We start from the raw sequence: 19,843 nt of genomic DNA on the forward strand, positions 1-19,843 counted from the left end.
GTGCGTCAGTGCCGGCCGGCAGAATCGGAGTATGGCCCCACTTCCGAAATACTCTGCGATCCTCTTCGACTGTGATGGAGTCCTCGTCGACTCCGAAAGCACCACGAACGGTGTCCTCCATCAGATGCTGCAGGAGCTCGGCTGGCAGCTGAGCGCCGACGAATGCATTGCGCGCTTCGTCGGCAAGATGCTCCGCGACGAGGCTGACGTCATCGAAGAGCACACCGGATTCCGCATCGACGAGGAGTGGATGACCGAGTTCCGGCGGCAGCGCAATGCCCAGCTCGAGGCCTCTCTCCAGGCGATTCCGGGAGTCGTTGATGCCGTTGAGCGCGTTGCCGAGATCTACCCGGGCCGGATCGCCTGCGCGTCGGGAGCGGATCGTCCGAAGATCGAGCTGCAGCTGCGCAAGATCGGCCTCTTCGATGCCTTCGAGGGTCGGATCTTCTCCGGCATGGAGCAGCCGAAGTCGAAGCCCGCCCCCGACGTCTATCTCGCGGCGGCTGCTTCCCGGGGCATCGACCCAGCCGAGGCGGCCGTGATCGAAGATTCCCCCACCGGGGTGATCGCCGGCGCTGCGGCCGGATCCCATGTGCTCGGGTTCTGCCCGGATTCTTCGGTGCATCAGAGTGCGGACACGCTGTTGGCTGCGGGTGCTGCCGAGACCTTCAGCGAGATGGAGCAGCTGCCCGGTCTGCTGGCTGAATAGGTGCCCGACTTGTGCGGGTGGCTCTTTGTCGGAGACAAGAGTGTGTCATCAAAGAACAGCAAACATCATTGAAAATTAGAAACAATCGATGTGTAATCGAACTGTGACTTTCATTTCTTCTCTTTGACGGTAGAATCGTTACAAGGCATTCACATCGACGTGAAAGGCGGCGAGACCGATGAAGGATCCTCAGGATCCGGGCAACAGCGGCCTCGAGCATGCCTCGAATGAATCAGTCTCCGGTTCGCCCGCGACTTCGGCGGACCCTGCTTCGTCGCCTCAGGTGCCTCTGGTCGGCCCCGACTCACCCCGTCGTCTCGACGTCGACCCTGATTCGCCGATGGCTGTGGTCGTCAGCCTGACTCACTTGAGTACGGGCGTTCGTCTCGCTGAGCTCCAAGCCGTTGCCGGGCTGTTCCTGTCCGATGCACTCGAGAAGCTCCGCTATGCCTTCGGCGACGAGATCTACTACCACGCGACATTCACCGAGACAGTCGGCCGCTTCATCACGGCACGTGATGGGCTGCTGCCCGAAAGGGATGACTTCGTGGACCCCTGGACGTCCACCGGTTTCGTCCTCGAGGGCCGCCCTCTCGACGAGTCTGATGACGCCGCCGCCTCCGCAGGTGCTGCCGCCGACGATGGCGCCGAAGCGGACGATGCTTCCGACGGTGGTGCCGACGTCGCTGCCGACGCGGCCGCTGCCGCCGCGGCCGATGAATCGGACGGAGCCGCTGAACTGGGCGTCGATGGAAGCACCGATGATGCTTCCACAACCGAGGCGAGCACCGGAGAGCAGTCGCAGCCTCCGTCGGCGAGTTCGCTTCCGAACTTCCCCAAGTTCGGGTTGCACAAATCTTTCAACAGTTGGGTCCACGACCTCGCCACGCGCGAGGAGATCGCCGAGCTGACCACGGTCCTCGGCTCGTCGAGCGACGGTGCCTACAACGAGATCACGAACGCCGTCACACTGGCATTCGGACTGCCGAAGTTCCTACAGCGCTGCCTGGCCGGTGAGTTCACGATCGAGCACGTGCTTGCAGCGACCCGTGCCATCAAGGACGTTGCCTTCGAGTATCTGCCGCGCCTTGATGCCTACCTGGGTGACCGCCGTGCCGATATCACCCTGGAGACCTTCAGGAAGTCGCTCAATCTCAAGATCGCGGCGATCGTGCCGGTCGACGACAGGACCGAACTGGCCGAGAAGCGCCGCCGAGTCGACATCATGACCTACCCCGACGGCACCGCCTCGGTGACTCTGTCCGGACCTGCCGTGGAACTCAATGCCTTCTACCTGCGCATCGAAGCTTTCGCCCGAGCGATCCGCAACGGCAACATCTCGGCACTCACCGATGAGAACATCGCCGGCCTCGAAGTCGCCGATCAGGACAGCATTGCCGCCCTCATGTTCGATATCGCCACTCGGGCAACCCCGCAGATGACCATCGCCGTGACGGCCCACGACACCACAACCGGTGAGACCACCACCAAGGAAGTCGCGCTCGAGACCGCCGACGACGCGGACCCCGCAGCTCCGATCACTGCAGCCGCGGTCGACCGCACCGCGCAGGCAGCGCAGCGAGAAGCCGAAGAGGCGGCGGGCACCGGCGCCGACGTGAAGACCACCATCAAACTCGTCATGCCCACCCACGGACAGTGGGTCCGAGAGCAGGCCAAGATGATGGTGACGGTTCCGTATCTCACCGCGGTGGGAAAGTCGGAGCTGCCCGGAACATTCTCGGACGGCACACCGGTGCCGCCCGACGCGGCACGGGCACTCGCAGGTGAGAGCCCCACTTGGCACCGGATCCTCACCGATCCCGCTACCGGGACGCCGATCGATGCTCGCTCACGCAGCTACCACATCCCTGCGGACGTGCGCGCGCCCTTGGTCGGCAAATGGCAGTCCTGTTCTGCTCCGGGCTGCACTCGCAGGGCAGAGACGTCGGAAGTCGACCACATCATCCCCTTCGACCATGCCGATCCGGCCCGGGGCGGTCAGACGACGTTCGAGAACCTCCACCCGCTGTGCAAACCCGACCACCAGGCGAAGACCGACCGCCGGTTCTCGGTCCGAATGACCGAGGACGGGGCGGTGGAGTATTCCTTCACTCGTGGTGTCGTCGGACGAATGTATCCGCCGGACAACCCGATCAACGCCGAGCATGCCCGTCAGGTGGAGAACTATGACCACCTGCCGAATCTGCTTGACGACCGGAACCCCGGCACCACGGAACAGCTTCGTGACAACGGCCATCCGAGTCCGGCGGCACGGGTCGAGGACTCGGGGCCATCCCGCCACTCCGAGCCAGGGGACTCCGGACCAGGGGACGGGTGTGTCCCGACGCCTGGAGCAGGGGGAGTCTCGAGTACCGAAACCGACGAAGCGCCTCGCCGGTCGCAGAAATCGAAGCCCGGCCGAGGAGTGGAGTGGAACAACTACTGGGACTCCAAGGATCCGCCACCGTTCTGACGGCAGCCGGGCTATGACGGCAGCCAGTTACGCAAGAGGCCCCGGCCGCGCGCCTTCGCAGACGGCGACCGGGGTCCGAACGGTCTTTGCGGTTCCAGCTCTCGTCCTCGTGTCCGACCTCAGTTGCCGTCCTCGGCGATGAGGCGGCGTACGTCGTCCTGGCTGCGGACCTTACCTTTCTGTGCGGCGTCGATGACCTTCTTGTGCTGCTGTTCGGTGACGACGGGAACCTCTTCTCCGTTGCAGTCGATGATCTTGCCGTCCTTGACGGTGTCGCCCTCGGCGAGAACGGGTTCGTTGTCGAGGAGTCGCTGCAGCTCTTCCTTGCGGATGACGCGCCCGGTGCCGGCCACGAAGACCGACCGGTCCGAACGATCTTTCGTCTTCACGCCGATGTGGTTGAAGACGAGATTGAGCAGCACTGCCATGAGGGTGGCCGACGAGATTCCCGAGTGGAGGATGATGCCGACCCAATTCGGGAAGGCGTTGTAGAAATCGGGCTCGACGACCGGGATGATGCCGAAGGCCAGCGAGACCGCCACGATGATCATATTGAGGTTGCCCTCGTACTCGACCTTTGACAGCGTGCGAATGCCCGACGCGGCGACCGTGCCGAACAGGACGATTCCCGCTCCGCCGAGTACCGGAGTCGGCACCGCGGCCACCACCCCGCCCATCACCGGCAGCAGACCGAGGACCACGAGGATCGCACCACCGGCTGTGACGACGAAGCGTGACTTCACGCCCGTGATGGCGACCAGTCCGACGTTCTGTGCGAATGCCGACTGAGTGAAGGAGTTGAAGACCGGCGACACTGCCGATGACAGCATGTCAGCACGCAGACCCGAAGCGATGCGCTTGGAATCGACCTTAGTGTCGACGATCTCTCCGACGGCGATGATGTCCGCAGTCGTCTCGGCGAAGGTGACGATGATGACGATGAACATCGAAATGATCGCTGCGGCAGAGAAAGTCGGCATGCCGAAGGCGAACGGCTCAGGGAACGCGAAGACGCCTCGATCGAGCACATGGGAGAAGTCCGCCCAGCCGAAGATCAGGCATCCGATGGTGCCGAGCACGATGGCCAGCAGAATCGACAGCTGCGAGATCGCGGCGACGGGAATTCGGCTGAGAATGAGAACGATGGCCAGCGTGGCCACGGCGATGAGGATATTGCGCATGCTGCCGTAGTCAGCGGCCTCGGCGTCCCCGCCCATGGCCCAACCCGCGGCGACCGGCATGAGTGACAGACCGATCGTGGTGATGACGGTGCCGGTGACGACCGGCGGGAAGAACTTCACGATGAGCGCAAATGCCGGGGCCACGATCAGTCCGATCACCGAGGCGACCAGGACTGACCCGAACACCGCGGGCAGGCCTCCGCCGCCGGCCAGAATGGACGTCATCGTCGCGACGCCGGCGAACGAGACACCCTGAACCAGCGGCAGCTGCGAGCCGAAGAACGGCACTCCGACCGACTGCAGGATCGTCGCCAGACCGCCCATGAACAGACAGGAGGCGATGAGGAGGCTGATGCCGTTGCCGTCGAGGCCGGCCGCATTGCCGATGATGAGGGGGACCGCGATGATTCCGCCGTACATGGTGAGCACGTGCTGCAACCCGTAGGCGAAAAAGCTGCCGACAGGAAGCCGTTCGTCCTCCGGACGGGCCGACTTGCTCGCGGTCGCGGTCTTGCGGTCGCCGCTGGGTGATTGATGGGATACCGACATCTATCTCTCCATTGAGTGCGTCCTCGCAGCGAAGAACTCACTGTGACTGACCGACCTCAGTGGCCGGTGTAGCGTGCGAGCGGGTATCGATTCGACCGAGGGACCGGTTGCATAATTCCGTTATGCGAAAGGAAATTTGCCTACCGTAAAACTCTAAAGGAGTACCATTCGGCCCGCAAGCCATTTTAGTGACCCACGGCACATGCCAGAGTTCACGGCAGTCGTGTGCTCATCCCCCGACGATCTACTGAACGTTCGCTCAGTTGGACGGTGTTGGATCATCCTACCGTCTCGCCGACCAGTGGGTACAGTCGAAGAATCCCGATGGGATACCGACCGGCGGAGCAGCAGACGCCGGAAAACCTGAGCTGGTGGCGTCGGCCCCAGTTCTGTCGCCACTGACCGATAGTGCGCGCTCGACCCGATAGTGCGCGCTCGACGCGCACGGTTCAAGAGTGAGAGGCGACACGATGACCGACAGCGGAACCGGCACACCGTCCGGCGAGAACCCTCCGACAGACCGACTGTGGCTGCGCGATCCGCTGGCCGTCCACCTCGGCGCCGGTGTCGATCCGAACCGGGCGGCTCGGGAAGGCAGCCGGCAGCTCAGTCCTCGGGTTTGCGGAACACCTCGCGCAAGTGGTCGCCGGTGAGGAAGTCGCCGACGCCGATCATGACCAGGCTGAACACGATCTGCTCGGTGATCATCCAGACCGGGTAGAGGCCGGGGACCGCGGCCATGACGAGGGTGATGACGGGGAAGATCTGCGTGAACAGGCGCAGGCGCTGGTACCCCCAGTAGAAGCCCTTCGTTGCGCGCCAGAAGAAGTAGAAGAGAGTCACGGTCATGCCGAGGACGACGAGGGTGCGCATCCACACGGCGAACGGCACCGGTTCGCCGGCCCTGGCGATGAGCACTGCGTAGACCACGGCACCGAAGCCGAGCACGAGTTCGAACACGAGCAGCCATGTGATCCACGCGAAGGCGCGTTTCGTCTTCGGTTGCTCGAGACCGTCTGCGGGCACGATGATGCCGGCCTTCCTGCCGCCGGCGAGGCGGTCGATCTTCGCAAGCAGGTTCTCCAGGGCCATGCCACCAGGCTAGCGGGATTGTCGGCTCCGGAGCCGATTTTCGGGGCTTCAGGGCCCTGTGTGATGGAATATCAATCGAAAGTTGGGGATGCAGTTCAATCCTGTGGGTCAGGAAACCGCGCCCGCGCGCTGATGAAGTGGAAGCATGAAGAAGATATTCAACGCAGCGTTCACGTACATGATCATCGGCGTCCTCTCGGGACTGTTCTACCGCGAGTTCACCAAGGCCAACGACTTCCCCTCCGGTGAGTTCACGCAGCTCGGCCTCGTCCACACGCACCTGCTCGCACTCGGCTTCATCGTCCTCCTCATCATCCTCGCCCTCGACAAGGTGTTCGGGCTCTCCGGCTCGAAGCTGTTCTCGTGGTTCTTCTGGCTCTACAACGTCGGCGTGATCCTCACGGCCGGAATGATGGTCTGGCACGGCTCGCTCACCGTCCTCGGTGAAGACTCGAATGCCATGATCGCCGGAATCGCCGGCCTCGGCCACATCGCCCTGTCCGTCAGCCTTGTCCTGTTCTTCCTCGCCCTGCGGACGAAGGTCGTGGCCGACTGATCGGTTGGGTGACAATGGTGCCATGAGCAGTGATTCCCAGGGCCGAGTGCGCATCCTCGCCATCGAGCACGAACGCGGCACCGGGCCCGAGCGGTTCGGGCAGTGGCTGGAAGAAGCCGGCGCCGAGGTGGTGGTGGCCCGGCCCTACCTCGGCGAGGTGATCCCGGCGCTCGGTGCTTTCGACGCCCTCATCGTCCTCGGCGGGTCCGCGGGACCCACCGAGGACGCCGAGAACCCCTGGTTCCCGCAGGTCAGGGACCTGCTTCGCCGCTCGATCGGCGGGGAGTTCCCGAGCCTCAACATCTGCCTCGGCGGGGAGATGCTTGCCGTGGCAGGCGATGCTCCGATCACCCGGCGGGCGCACCCGCAGATCGGGATCTACGAACTGGGTGCCACCTCGGCGGGGGAGACCGACCCTGTCTTCGGCGCACTGGCCGGTGTCGGATCGGCGGGTGCCGCGTCGACCGAAAGGGAGTCGCTGCCGTCCGTGCTCTTCCACCAGGAGGAGATGGCGCTGCCGACCGGAGCCGAACTCCTCATCACCGGCTCCGACGCCCCGGTCCAGGCCTTCCGTCTCGGCGAATTCGCGTGGGGCACCCAGTTCCATCCGGAAACCGATGCCACGCAGATCTCCCGGTGGCTGAACGGCAACGACCTGGCCCTGCCGGCCGGCAAGACCGACGACTCGATCATCGCCGAGGTCGAGGCTCACGATTCCGCTCTCGTCGACAACGGGAAGCGGCTGGCTCGGTCGTTCCTCGCATTTCTCGAAGGCCGACGTGCGGCCGAGACGTCCAGGCCAGATGCGCCCTTCAGCATGTGAGAAGCATGTGAACAAGGCGCTTTATCTGAGCGAAAGCTGAAAATCAGTCCGGCGATTGTTACGTTGATCACGGGTGCCGGTCCCGGACCAATCCTCCGGACGAAACGCAACTTCGCGCCCGCAGATATGACTTCACTAACCGAACATCTCGCCCAGGCCGCCACCGGGGTCGACATTGCCGCCACCGGGGTCGACATTGCCGCCGCCGGCGTCGACGAGGCCATCGAATCCTTCCTCGGTCCCGCGGCACAGGCCTTCAGCAGCATCGTCTTCTTCGAGCTCCAGATCGGCTCGATCGGCATCCCGCTCATCGTCGTCTGGCTCATGGCCGCGGCCGTCTTCCTCACCGTCTACCTCCGCTTCCAACCGATCACCGGACTCCGCTACTCCGTCGGCATCATCCGCGGTCGCTTCACGCGCAAGACCGACCCGGGCCAGGTCTCGAGCTTCCAAGCGCTCGCCACCGAGCTCTCGGGCACCGTCGGGTTGGGCAATATCGCAGGCGTGGCCGTGGCGATCACCATCGGCGGCCCCGGTGCCGCCCTGTGGATCATCATCTTCGGCTTCTTCGCCATGACCGTGAAGATGGCCGAGGCGACCCTCGGCGTGAAATACCGGCAGATCAACGAGGACGGCACCGTCTCCGGCGGTCCCATGTACTACCTGCGGGCCGGGCTGGCCGAGGTCGGTCGGCCCAAGCTCGGGAAGTTCCTCGCCGGGTTCTATGCTCTCACTGCCGTGCTCGGCGTCATCGGCGCCGGCAACCTGTTCCAGGCGAACCAGGCGGCCGCGATCATCGTTCAGGCCACCGGCAGCGACGACAGCTTCTTCGCTGACAAACTCTGGCTCATCGGTGCGATCATCGCTGCGCTCACCGCCCTGGTCATCCTCGGCGGGATCAAGAAGATCGGACAGTGGACGTCGAGGCTGACTCCGCTCATGGCGATCCTCTATTTCGTCTCGATCATCGTCATCCTCATCCTCAACGCCGGGCAGATCCCACACGCCTTCGCACTCATGTTCACCGGAGCCTTCAGCTCCAGCGGAGTCGCCGGTGGCGCCGTGGGTGTGGCGATCGTCGGTATCCAGCGTGCGCTGTTCTCCAACGCCGCCGGAATCGGCTCGGCAGGCATGGCCCACGCCGCCTCGAAGACGACGAAGCCGGCCACCGAAGGATTCGTGGCGATGTGGGAGCCGCTCATCGACTCCGTCATCATCTGCACTCTGACCTCGCTGGCCATCATCACCACCGGTCTCTACACCGAAAGCACCGAGGACGGAATCGGCTTGACCGCGCAGGCCTTCGGTGAGGTGTCGAGCTGGTTCCCCTATCTGCTCACGATCGCCGTCGTGCTCTTCGCCTTCTCGACGATCCTCGCCTACGGCTACTATGGGCAGCAGGCGCTGGGTTACCTGACGAAGAACTCGAAGGCCGCTGACAAGGCCTACCAGATCTTCTGGATCCTCGCCGTCATCGTCGGCGCCTCGATGTCGCTGGACTCGGTCATCGCCTTCTCCGACGCGATCTTCTTCCTCATGGCCTTCCCGAACCTGCTCGGCATCTACTTCCTTGCCCGCATCCTCCGCCTCGAGATCCTGCGGCTGCGTAAGAAGATCGACGCCGGTGTGATGAAGGAGATCACCCCTGTCGAACTCCAAGTCGGAATGGGCGATCACGAACCCACACCGGAGCAGATCAGGGCCGCCGAGGCGGGACGCAGGCGCAAACGCGACAAGCTGCGCGACGTCCGTGACACCCTGCGTCGGAAGAAGCAGGAACGCAAGAAGGCCGCGGACTGAGTCCGCGGCCTTCGGGCCTTTCCGTCTGGGCTGAGCCCGACCCCATCGGGTGGTCCCTCTCCACGGTGAAGGAGGACCGCCTCGGTGAGGGCAGGTCAGTCTTCGGCCTTCTTGAGCTTCTGATCGGTGTTCGTGTAGGCGATCGAATCGGCGGTGGATCCGACGAGCCCCATCGTCACGCGCAGCAGTCCGGGTTCGACGTCGTCCATGGGCGGAGGGGTCTCCGGCCCGATGGTCAGCGACTTTCCGTCCTTCGTCGTGGCGGTGATCGACCCGATGTAGACAGTGACATCGCCACTGAGCGTCATCGTGTCGGCCTTCGTCACCAGCCCTTCGTGCTCCTTGGGAGGCCTCACCGTGAGTGAGAAGCCGGTGATCTTGATCTCATCGGCTTGGATCTTCAGCACGACGATGGACCCACCGTCAGCGGTGGGCACCGAGACGAACGAGATTCCCTTGAGCCCCTTGAACGACAGGCCCTCGGAGCCCATGGCAGCCGGAGTCTTCGTGAAGATCGGCGCCTTCGTGTCCATCTGTGCATCGGACGGGAACTCGCCGTTGCCCTCTTCCGAGTCTTCATCCTCGGTCGGGTCGTCGCTGGGCTCATCGAGTCCCAGACCACCAGGGTCCGTGGGATCGTCGGAGGGTTCCTCCGTCGGCTCCTCGCTCGGTTCATCGCTCGGCTCATCCGTGGGGCCCGGCGCGGGCAGCGACGGGTCCGCCGTCGGTGGATCGCTCGGTTTCACCGGCATTCCGGGCGACAGGCTTCCCGCAGGTGCGGGGTCCTGGTCCTCTGACTTGGCGGAATCATCGTCATCACAGGTGCCCACGAGCGAGCACAGCGGCGACGAGTGGGCGGCTGCAACCGATCCCGCCCCGAGCGTCGTCGGGAGGATCAGGACAGCTGCCGCCAGGAGTGAGGCCGTGCGGCGGCTGGATACCCTCATGCAGTCTCCCCCTCAGCGGCTTCGGACTCCTTCGGACTCCTTCGGACTCCTTCGGACTCCTTCGGCCCGCGCGGTCCCATCCATGCGACCACGAGAATCGCCCCGATGGTGGACAGCAGCATGCCGATGATGAACCCGCCGAGGTTCACTCCGATGAGTGAATAGACTGCGAGGACGAGGGCGATGATCCCGTAGAACACATGGTGCGCGGGTCGGAAGATCGATAGCAGAGCGAGCACGACGATGGTGATCGGAACGACGGTCGCCTGCAGTCCCTCGATGCCGAATTGGATCTGCATGTTGCCGAGGTCCAGCTGGCCGGAGAAGAACAGTTCGATTCCGCCGAGGACGGCCATCACACCTCCGATGAAGGGGCGCTGCCGACGCCAGTGCTTGAATCCCTGACGCTTCGCGGCATCGTCGGTCATCTGCACTTCCTCGCTTCGGTCGGCCTCCCCCGCCTCCGGCGTCGGGACGGCGAATTCTGCCGTCTCGACGCCGGAATCGGAGGAGCCGCTGTGCTCTTCGGCGCGTCGGCTCCGACGGGACAGCGCAAGCAGGCTCGTCTTCTGCACGGTTGCCTCCTGTTCGGCGGCCTCCCGTTCATCGGTCGGCTGCCCGTTGGCTGCTGAGTTCCTCATCAGTCGCACTGCTCAGATCCGTCGGTGAGCTTCAGCGACATGTCCTTGAGCGTGAAGACCGAGGCCGTGGTCGACCAGGAGTCCTGCTTGAGGTCCTTGATGGAGATGGTGTCGGAGTCCTGGGCGAAGTCGCCCTTGCTTCCCTTGGCCTTCGTGTTGACGTCGGAGGCATCGACGCCGATGCGGATGTTCTCGAACTCCGCGTCTCCCTTGAGGCCGGTCATGCCGATCTGCAGATCCTTCGCCGAGGCGGGGGTGCCCTTTCCGCCCGCCTTGATGAGGACGCCGACCTTGCCCAGAGGAGTCTCCTGGACGGCCGACTGGCAGAGGTTCTCCAGGGTCGCATCCTTGATGTTCGCGGTGACGACGGCGTGCTTGCCGCCCTCGGCGTCCTTGGCGACTCCGCTGTACTGGGAGAAGCCGGTGCCCTCGAGCTGCGACGACGAGATCTTGAACTGTGTACCCGAGACGGCGAATGAGACCGGGACTGCACCCTGGGCCACCCCGCCCATGAGCATCGCTGAGACGACGCCTGTGGGAATCGCGACCATGGCGATGCGACCGGCGTGAGATGAGACGAGCCTGCGGATGAGGCTGGGATTGCGGAACTTCATTGATCCTCCTTGACCACCGACAGCACGGTCGGCATCAGCGTGTGATGTAAGTTACTACGGGGTGTTACCGGACAGTATCGCGGGTGAAGTTTGAGCGTCAACAGCTTTTTCCGACGGCATCCTCACGGGGCAGGGTTCGGGTGACCGCACACCAGTGGGCAAAGCCGACCTGTCAGATCGGATGAACTGGCATCTTCCCAGATCAGGCGATGTGCTCTGATTGTCTGAGGCGATGGTCGAGCCCGCACTCGATGGCGCTGAAACGCGCACCCGGATGAAGGGAACCGCCGCGGGGCGGGGCGTGAACAAAACTTTCAAAACTCAGCTTTCACACCTCGGCGGGGGATACCGGAGCGGACGCGGTCAGCGCACCGGGGCATCGGGACCGAGCGGAATGCCCAGACCCCACCACAGGAAGAACAGCAGGCTCCAGCTGATCGTCATGCACACGGCCAACGGCAGGGTGTGCGATGCGAGCGTACCGATGCCGGCGTTCTTCTGATATTTCTGCATGAAGCCGAGCGCGAGGATGAAGTACGGACTCATCGGGGTGATGGCCGGCGACCGCGAGTCGGTGATGCGGAAGATCGCCTCCGAGGTCTCCGGCGGCACCTCGAGCAGCATGAGCAGCGGCACGGTGACCGGAGCCATGATCGCCCACATCGCCGAGCCGGAGGTGATGAGCACGTTGACGACGGAGAGCACGAGCAGGACGAGGATGAACACCACCCAGGTCGGCAGGCCGAGGCCGGTGAAGAGTTCGGACACGGACACCGAGACGAGCATGCCGATGTTCGTCCATGCGAAGTACTCGAGGAACTGGGCGATGGCGAAGAAGAGGACGAGGACCCCGGCGATCGACGCCAGGCCCTGCCCCATGAGCTTCGGCACGTCCGACCAGGTCTCGATCGTGCCTTCGCGGAAGCCGTAGACGATGCCGCCGATGCCGAAGAGCAGAGCGATGAGGAACGCGATTCCGGTGAGGAACGGGGACTCGCCGAAGGGTCCCTCGCCGCGCAGGGGCGCTCCCTCGGGGACGACGAGGACGACGATGGCGATGATCGCAGCGATGACGGCGAACATCGACCAGCGCAGAGCCTTCCGCTCCGTGTCGGTGATGACGAGGTCTTCGTGTTCGGCATCCTCGTCGGCGTCGAGGTTGTCGCGCTTCATGAGCACGCCCTCGGTGACGATGGTGATGACGACGGCCAGGAGGATGGAGCTGGCGATGTTGAAGTACCAGTTGCCGAGATCGTGCCCATGAATGCGACCGTGAAGACGATGAGTCCGGCCGGGACGCGGGCGATCGAGACCTTCATCGCCGTCGAGAGCAGGCCGGCGCGCTCGGCCAGGGCTACACCCATGATGACGACCATGATCGTGATGAGTGGTGGGAAGGTCCGATAGGGATCCTCGACTCCCGCGCCGGCGAGGGAGAGGACGAAGCGGAGTACGGCGAGGATCGCCGCGAGGATCCAGAACAGCCAGAAGGGGTTCGGCAACTTGTTGCCGACGACTTCGATGACGTTGAGGGCGCGGATGACCAGCGGCAGCTTCTCCTGCTGGTCGGTCTGCGGGGTATCGGCGGTCTGGGTCGGTTTCATCATGAGCTCCTGAGAGTTCAGGCAGGATTTTCGGGCAGGGTCCACCAGGGCACGGTGATTCCGGCGCTGGAATCGGGTGATCTGTGGTGGGGTGACGGCCGGGCGGCCGGTCAGTGAGAAGCGGGTGTCACAGTCTCTGCAGCTCCTGACAGTAGGCGACGAGTCGATCGATGACCTCGCCGAGGATGTCCTCCCCGGCCGCGGCCGTGGCGGTGCGTGGATCGCCGAGGACGCCGTTGTCGGCGTAGCGGTCGAATGTCACCGCAGTTGACGGTGACTTCGTTCGTGAGAGTCGGGCGCGCGGGTCGAGATCGTCGCGCCGGGTGGCGACGGGGTTGAGGTGGCCCGAGTCGACGAGGGATTCGTCGATGGCGAGCATCTGTGAGGTCGGACACTCCGCAGTGGCCGCCGACCTCGGTGCGTGGCAGCTGGGCAGTCGCCTCGGTGGCCAAGGCGGAGACCGGAGCATAGGCGAAGACGAAGTCCGGATGGGTGGCGAGCAGGGACTGCTGGATCACGCCGAGCGCGGCGAGGTTGCCGCCGTGCCCGGTGATGACGAGGAGCCTGTCGAATCCGGCATCGGCGAGCTGGCGCACGATCGAGGAGACGAGATCGATGAACAGCTGCGGGCCGATGTTGATCGTGCCGGGCAGGAAGCGGTGATGCGGGGAGAGACCGTAGTCGATGCTCGGCAGGACGAAGGCTCGGGCCGCCCGAACCTGATCGCCGTTGGCGCTGTCGCGGGTGTCCGACTCAGGCCGTCTTCGGCGCATCCCCTTCGATGGTCGACCAGTTCGCCTTCGTCAGTGCGACGGCATGCGCATGCTCACCGGCACGGACGGCGGCGATGATCTCGGTGTGCTGCTCCGGTGAGGCCGATCCCTTCACCGATTCGAAGTGCAGGAACTCCGCGCGGCGCAGAGTGGCGGTGACGACCTCGAGGTGATCGGGAATGAGGGGATTGCCGGATCGAGTGAGGGCCACCTCGTGGAAGTCGTCATCGGCGGCGATCGCCGCCTTGGCATCGCCGACCGCGAGGGCCGCACTCAATCGGCCGTTCGCCTGCTCCATCTCACCCAGCGCCGCCTCGTCGAGGGCGGGAAAGGCGAGGTCGATCGCCAGACCGTGGAGTTCGGCGGCGATCTGCCGGGCCGCGAGGATGAGTACCGGATCCTCCGGTGCCACGCGCGTCATCCGGCCCGGCTCCGCCACGACGAGTCCGGCCTGCGCCAACCGTTGAAGCGCCTCGCGCACGGGCGTTCTGGACACCTGCAGCCAGGCGCCGAGCTCCTGATCGCGCAGCTGTTCCCCCGGGGCGAGCTGGCCGCGGACGATGGCGTCGCGGATCGACCGATAGACGTCATCGCGCAGCAGGCTGCGCTGCGGGGCGGGGGAATCCGTGGGGATCGGCACGCTCGGTCACCTTGTCTCTGAGTGGGTGGTCTCGTCCCGCGGGATGGGACTCGAACTCTGACCCATTGTAACCATCAGCAGAATGCAATATATTGCATCTCACTGGATGCGATCCAGGACACATCGCGCGAGGGAGCGATCGCCCCGAAGCGAACGCTTCAGAGAACAGAGGACATCATGGCCATCACCGACTTCGAACGCTACCCACTCACCTTCGGGCCGAGCCCCGTGCACGAGCTCCCGCGACTGAGCGACCACCTCGGCGGGGCCCGTGTCTGGGCCAAACGAGAGGACGTCAACTCAGGACTCGCCTTCGGCGGCAACAAGACCCGCAAGCTCGAGTACATCGTCCCCGACGTTTTCGCCTCGGGTGCGGATACCCTCGTGTCCATCGGCGGCTACCAGTCCAACCACACCCGCCAGGTCGCCGCTGTCGCCGCTCACCTGGGACTGAAGGCGCGCCTCGTGCAGGAACGCTGGGTCGACTGGGAGGACCCGGTCAACGACAAGGTCGGCAATATCGAGCTCTCGCGCATCATGGGAGCCGACGTCCGCCTCGACTCGGCCGGATTCGACATCGGCATCCGCTCGAGTTGGGAGAACGCACTGCACGAAGTCGAAGAGTCCGGCGGCAGGCCCTACCCGATCCCCGCCGGAGCCTCGGAACACAAGTTCGGCGGACTCGGGTTCGCGAACTGGGCGTATGAGGTCGCCGCACAGGAGAAGGAGCTCGGCGTCTTCTTCGACACGATCGTCGTGTGCACCGTGACCGGGTCGACGCATGCCGGCATGATCGCCGGCTTCGCCGCCCTCGAAGCCGCAGGCGGCCGCCCCCGCAAGGTCATCGGCATCGATGCCTCGGCCACGATCGAGAAGACCCGCGACCAGGTGCAGCGGATCGCGAACACCACTGCCGAACTCATCGGCCTCGGGCGTGAGATCACCGACGACGACGTCGATATCCGCACCGGCTGGGAGGGCCCGGCCTACGGCATCCCCGACGAGACGACCGTGAACGCGATCCGCACCACCGCCCAGCTCGAAGGCGTCATCCTCGACCCCGTCTACGAGGGCAAGTCGATGGCAGGGCTCCTCGACCTCGTCGGAGACGGCACGATCGGCCAGGATTCCACCGTTCTCTACGCCCACCTCGGCGGACAGCTCGCACTCAACGCCTACTCCTCGATCTTCTGATGATGAGCACTGCACAGGAACCGAGCGCACAGGACACGGACCGCCACCAATTCGAGACCTCCCTGCAGGTCAGCCCGCCCGGGACGAACGACCGTCCGCTGCGGGCCTCGACCTCGGGAGACGATGAGATCCTCGACGAGATCGCCCAGCGCGTGCTGAGGCTGGCGACCTCGATCATCGACCGCGCCAACCGCGGCCGAGTCAACCCGGACGGGGTCAAGGTCGGCGGCCATCAGTCCTCGTCGGCCTCGATGACCGGGATCATGACGGCGCTGTGGTTCACCCGACTGCGCGCCATCGACCGCGTCTCGGTCAAACCACATGCCTCTCCCGTCCTTCACGCGATCAACTATCTGCTCGGAGACCTCGGCGAGGAATTCCTCGACACCCTGCGCAGCCGCGGAGGACTCCAGCCCTACCCCTCCCGGACGAAGGACCCCGACACCGTCGACTTCTCCACGGGGTCGGTGGGCATCGGCGCGACCGCCCCGATCTGGGCCGCACTGTCCCACCGCTACGTCTCCGACCGGTTCCCCGACACCCCACGGGCCGGGCGCTTCTATTCGCTGCTCGGGGATGCCGAGATGGACGAAGGTGCGGTATGGGAGGCCATCATCGACCCCGAGGTGCGCACCCTCGGCGAGATCGTGTGGATCGTCGACCTCAACCGGCAGTCCCTCGACCGGGTCATCCCCGACGTGCAGATCAAGCGCCTCCACGGCATGTTCGCCGCCGCCGGCTGGCAGGTCCTCACCTGCCCGTGGGGGCGCCGACTCGAAGCCGTGTTCGCGGCCCCCGGCGGTGAGGCGCTCAAGAATCGGCTCGTGCAGATGCCCAATCCCGAATACCAGCGGCTGCTGCGCGCCCATCCGTCCGAGATCCACGACCGGCTGCTCGCGGGCCTCGACGAGTCCGCGGCCACGGCGCTGCGCGCGGTCATCGACCCGTTCTCACCCGATGAGATCGCCTCCCTCATCCGCGACCTCGGCGGACACGACCTCGGGCAGCTCGTCGAGGCCTTCGAGGCCATCGACGACGACCGACCCACCGTCGTCTTCGCGTACACGATCAAGGGCAAGGGGCTCGCCACCGAGGGCCACCCGGGCAACCACGCCGCCCAGCTCACCGAGGCGCAGATGCGCGACCTCGCGGCCGACTCGGCGATGGACCTCGACGATCCGTGGGTCCGCTTCGACCCCGACACCCCGGCCGGGAGGCTCTGCGCCCAGACCGCCGAGCGCCTGCGCCGCGAGGACCATGAGACCCACACCGTCGCCGAGGTGCCCGCTGAGCTGGGATTCTCCCCGCGGCCGACGATCTCCACCCAGGCCACGCTGGGTCGGTTCCTCTCCGACCTCAAGCACGTCGCCCCCGAGGTGGCCCGCCGCGTCGTCACCGTCTCACCGGACGTGGCCACGTCGACCAACCTCGGCGGGTGGATCAACAAGACCGGGATCTGGTCCCCGGCCGGGCGGGAGGACTGGTTCTCCGATGACCGGGAACGAGTCCTCAAATGGCAGGAGGGCTCGCGCGGTCAGCACATCGAGATGGGCATCGCCGAGGTCAACCTCGTCTCCCTGGCCGGTGAGCTCGGGACGACCGGGAGCCGGTGGGGACAGCCGCTGCTGCCGATCGCGACGATCTACGATCCGTTCATCAACCGCGCCCTCGAACCGTGGACGTTCAGCCTCTACGCCGGTGGGCGCTCGATCATGGTCGGCACGCCGTCGGGAGTCACGCTCGCGCCCGAGGGCGGGGCGCACCAGTCGTTCAACACGCCCTCGGTGACTCTGGAGATCCCGGGCTTGACGAGCTGGGAGCCGGCCTTCGCCCAGGACCTCGAGTGGACCCTGCTCGAGGCGCTGCGCGAACTCGTCGACCCGCACGGGGATTCGGCGTACTTCCGCCTGACCACCAGGCCCGTGGCCCAGGAGCTCGCCGCAGTGCCCGAGGATCCGCTGCTGCGCGAACGGCGCCGCGAACAGGTCATCGCCGGAGGCTACCGGCTCTCGGCCCGTCCGGCGGCCGAAGACGAGGTCACGCTCGTCGGCGCCGGCGCGATCATGACCGAGGTCATCGCGGCTGCGGCCCGACTGGAAACTCTGGGCGTGCGGGCAGGAATCGTCTGCCTCAGCTCGGCGTCGAAGGTCTTCCGCTCCGTGCAGGAGCGGGGACGGGTGGGGCAGAGCCGCCGTTCGGCCATCGCCGACGAACTGTTCCCGGCCGCGCATCCCGCGCCCCTGGTGACCGTCCTCGACGGACACCCGCACACGCTGGCCTTCCTGTCCGGAGTGCGCGGGGATCGCACCCGCAACCTCGGCGTCACGGAATTCGGTCAGGCCTCCTCGGTGAGTCAGGCACATGCGATCCACGGAATCGACACGGACTCGATCGTCTCTGCGGCGCTCGACCTCGTGGGGCGGTGAGGTCTCCGGCGCCTGGTGAGGTCTGCTGCGGGTGGTCGACCGGGTCCGGCACCTCGTACCGGAGCCGATCCCCACACCGAGGCGGCTGATCCGTGAGCGTGCCGAGGCGGCTGTTCGATCAACGTCGAGGACGGTTCGGATTTCGTCGTGGTTGATTCGGAATCCGCATCGCCTCGGCGTGGAGGTCGGGGACGATACGGGACTGAGGATTCCCCCAGGTTCCGGCACTTGTTGCGCGGGTCACGTGTTGATAGCGTGTGAGACAGGCATACGCAATCCGTCGATTCCGACGGCGAACAGGTATGCGATTGCTTAAACGGCGCCAACAGGCGCCCGAAGTCGAAGGAGTCTGGAATGAGCAACGTAGGCAGTGCTGCAGGCGGTTACCGTGTCGAGAACCCGGCCACGGGCGAGGTCGTCGAGAAGTTCGACAATGCCACCGACGAAGAGGTCCAACAGGTCCTCGAATCCGCACACAAGGGCTACCTGAGCTGGCGCGAGAAGACGATCGAGGAACGCGCCGCGATCGTCAACAAGGTTGCCGCTCTCTTCGGAGAGCGCAAGGCCGAGCTCGCGGAGATCATCGCCGAGGAGATGGGCAAGCCCACCGCCGAAGGTGAGGAAGAGGCCGAGTTCTGCGAAGAGATCTTCAACTACTATGCGAACAACGGACCGAAGTTCGCCGCCGATGAGCCGATCGAATCGATGTCGGGCGGAAAGGCCTTCATCCAGCGTCGCCCCGTCGGCCCGCTGCTGGGTATCATGCCCTGGAACTTCCCCTACTACCAGGTCGCCCGCTTCGCCGCACCGAACCTCGTGCTCGGCAACACGATCATCCTCAAGCACGCGGAGATCTGCCCCCGCTCCTCGGCGAAGATCGCCGAGATCATGAAGGAAGCCGGCATCCCCGAAGGCGTGTACTCCAACATCTACGCCACCCATGAGCAGATCGAGACGATCATCGCCGACGACCGCGTCGAAGGTGTGTCCCTGACCGGTTCCGAGCGCGCCGGGTCCGCCGTGGCCGCGACCGCGGGCAAGTACCTCAAGAAGGCCGTGCTCGAGCTCGGCGGATCCGACCCCTACATCGTCCTCGACACCGATGACATGAACGAGGCCGTCGATACCGCGTGGGGCACCCGCCTGTACAACACCGGCCAGGTCTGCAACGCGAACAAGCGGATGATCGTCATGGACGACATCTACGACGACTTCGTGTCCGGTCTGACCGAGCGTGCCCAGTCCTGGGAGAAGGGCACCCCCGCCGAGGCGGGCGACGGCAAGTACTCGCCTCTGTCCTCGCGCTCGGCCGCCGAGAACCTGCGCAAGCAGCTCGACCGCGCCGTCGAGCAGGGTGCGACCCTCGTCGGCGGCGAGCTCGCCAGCGACGGTTCGGCCTATGTCTCGCCGGCCGTGCTCACCGGAGTCACCTCGGAGATGGACGCCTACCGCGAGGAGCTCTTCGGACCCGTGGCCACCGTGTACAAGGTCACCAGCGATGACGAGGCACTGGCTCTGGCCAATGACTCGCGCTTCGGCCTCGGCGGCGCCGTGTTCGCCAAGGATTCCGAGCGTGCCGCGAAGCTCGCTCAGCGCCTCGACGTCGGCATGTCGAATGTCAACACCCCTGCCGGTGAAGGCGCGGAGATCCCGTTCGGCGGCACCAAGCGCTCGGGCTTCGGCCGCGAGCTCGGCCCCTACGGCATGGACGAATTCGTCAACAAGCGCATGTACTACGTGGCTGACTGAGGCTGATTGGGCTGCGGCCCTCGCCGAGAAACGGGCTGAGCGTCGAGACACGCGTGTGCGCATGCGTGTCTC

16 protein-coding genes and 1 pseudogene are annotated in these 19,843 nt (G+C 65.2%); 8 read left to right on the plus strand and 9 right to left on the minus strand.

Annotation, left to right across the window (positions count from 1 at the left end; genetic code table 11):
• Positions 1–31 precede the first annotated feature (31 nt).
• Together CXR29_RS00310 and CXR29_RS17410 are read left to right on the plus strand one after the other, a co-directional pair.
• Entirely contained in the window at positions 32–709 is a 678-nt protein-coding gene (locus CXR29_RS00310) for an HAD family hydrolase (protein WP_101593860.1), read from the plus strand.
• A gap of 178 nt (positions 710–887) precedes the next feature.
• Entirely contained in the window at positions 888–3,182 is a 2,295-nt protein-coding gene (locus CXR29_RS17410) for an HNH endonuclease signature motif containing protein (protein ID WP_206516237.1), read from the plus strand.
• Between the two features lie 119 nt (positions 3,183–3,301).
• Here the strand turns inward: CXR29_RS17410 and CXR29_RS00320 are convergent, their stop codons facing one another.
• Positions 3,302–4,912: a nucleobase:cation symporter-2 family protein gene (locus CXR29_RS00320; RefSeq protein ID WP_127363539.1), complete on the minus strand. Its 1,611-nt coding sequence runs from the start codon at positions 4,910–4,912 to the stop codon at positions 3,302–3,304.
• 606 nt (positions 4,913–5,518) lie between these two features.
• Positions 5,519–6,004 (minus strand): hypothetical protein, encoded by a 486-nt coding sequence (locus CXR29_RS00325; RefSeq protein WP_127363540.1) that lies wholly within the window; start codon positions 6,002–6,004, stop codon positions 5,519–5,521.
• 145 nt (positions 6,005–6,149) lie between these two features.
• On the opposite strand from CXR29_RS00325, the gene CXR29_RS00330 reads away from it, so the two are divergent.
• From CXR29_RS00330 to CXR29_RS00340, 3 genes are all read left to right on the plus strand, one after another.
• A complete protein-coding gene (locus CXR29_RS00330) occupies positions 6,150–6,560 on the plus strand; it encodes a DUF2871 domain-containing protein (RefSeq protein ID WP_127363541.1) in 411 nt (136 codons plus the stop codon).
• A gap of 22 nt (positions 6,561–6,582) precedes the next feature.
• Positions 6,583–7,383, plus strand: a complete 801-nt coding sequence (locus CXR29_RS00335; RefSeq protein ID WP_127363542.1) for a type 1 glutamine amidotransferase — start codon at positions 6,583–6,585, stop codon at positions 7,381–7,383.
• A 126-nt stretch (positions 7,384–7,509) separates the two neighbouring features.
• Complete coding sequence (locus tag CXR29_RS00340) at positions 7,510–9,183, plus strand: alanine/glycine:cation symporter family protein (protein WP_127363543.1); 1,674 nt, start codon at positions 7,510–7,512, stop codon at positions 9,181–9,183.
• Between the two features lie 95 nt (positions 9,184–9,278).
• Here CXR29_RS00340 and CXR29_RS00345 read toward each other — a convergent pair whose 3' ends face one another.
• From CXR29_RS00345 to CXR29_RS00375, 7 genes and pseudogenes are all read right to left on the minus strand, one after another.
• On the minus strand, positions 9,279–10,130 hold the full coding sequence (locus tag CXR29_RS00345) for a hypothetical protein (protein ID WP_101555056.1): 852 nt from the start codon (positions 10,128–10,130) through the stop codon (positions 9,279–9,281).
• On the minus strand, positions 10,127–10,771 hold the full coding sequence (locus tag CXR29_RS17415) for a DUF6114 domain-containing protein (RefSeq protein WP_206516238.1): 645 nt from the start codon (positions 10,769–10,771) through the stop codon (positions 10,127–10,129). Before CXR29_RS17415 ends, CXR29_RS00345 begins: the two co-directional genes overlap by 4 nt.
• Positions 10,771–11,385, minus strand: a complete 615-nt coding sequence (locus tag CXR29_RS00355) for a DUF6230 family protein (RefSeq protein WP_101555055.1) — start codon at positions 11,383–11,385, stop codon at positions 10,771–10,773. Before CXR29_RS00355 ends, CXR29_RS17415 begins: the two co-directional genes overlap by 1 nt.
• A 363-nt stretch (positions 11,386–11,748) precedes the next feature.
• Entirely contained in the window at positions 11,749–12,564 is an 816-nt protein-coding gene (locus CXR29_RS00360) for an AbgT family transporter (protein WP_241241522.1), read from the minus strand.
• Positions 12,555–12,992, minus strand: a complete 438-nt coding sequence (locus tag CXR29_RS17530; RefSeq protein WP_241241523.1) for an AbgT family transporter — start codon at positions 12,990–12,992, stop codon at positions 12,555–12,557. Before CXR29_RS17530 ends, CXR29_RS00360 begins: the two co-directional genes overlap by 10 nt.
• A gap of 124 nt (positions 12,993–13,116) precedes the next feature.
• Positions 13,117–13,762: pseudogene (locus CXR29_RS17965) on the minus strand (creatininase family protein).
• On the minus strand, positions 13,743–14,402 hold the full coding sequence (locus CXR29_RS00375) for a GntR family transcriptional regulator (RefSeq protein WP_127363545.1): 660 nt from the start codon (positions 14,400–14,402) through the stop codon (positions 13,743–13,745). The pseudogene CXR29_RS17965 and the gene CXR29_RS00375 overlap by 20 nt, the downstream one beginning before the upstream one ends.
• Positions 14,403–14,579: 177 nt before the next feature.
• Here CXR29_RS00375 and CXR29_RS00380 point away from each other — a divergent pair, with 177 nt between their 5' ends.
• The 3 genes from CXR29_RS00380 (at position 14,580) to CXR29_RS00390 (ending at position 19,771) form a co-directional block, all read left to right on the plus strand.
• Positions 14,580–15,596, plus strand: coding sequence for a 1-aminocyclopropane-1-carboxylate deaminase (locus tag CXR29_RS00380; protein ID WP_127363546.1), 1,017 nt, complete (start codon positions 14,580–14,582; stop codon positions 15,594–15,596).
• A gap of 2 nt (positions 15,597–15,598) precedes the next feature.
• Complete coding sequence (locus CXR29_RS00385; protein WP_164742733.1) at positions 15,599–18,022, plus strand: transketolase-like TK C-terminal-containing protein; 2,424 nt, start codon at positions 15,599–15,601, stop codon at positions 18,020–18,022.
• 354 nt (positions 18,023–18,376) lie between these two features.
• A complete protein-coding gene (locus tag CXR29_RS00390) occupies positions 18,377–19,771 on the plus strand; it encodes an NAD-dependent succinate-semialdehyde dehydrogenase (RefSeq protein ID WP_127363548.1) in 1,395 nt (464 codons plus the stop codon).
• Positions 19,772–19,843: the final 72 nt, after the last annotated feature.

It is taken from the genome of Brevibacterium linens, from assembly GCF_003999335.1.
GTDB lineage: Bacteria > Actinomycetota > Actinomycetes > Actinomycetales > Brevibacteriaceae > Brevibacterium > Brevibacterium linens.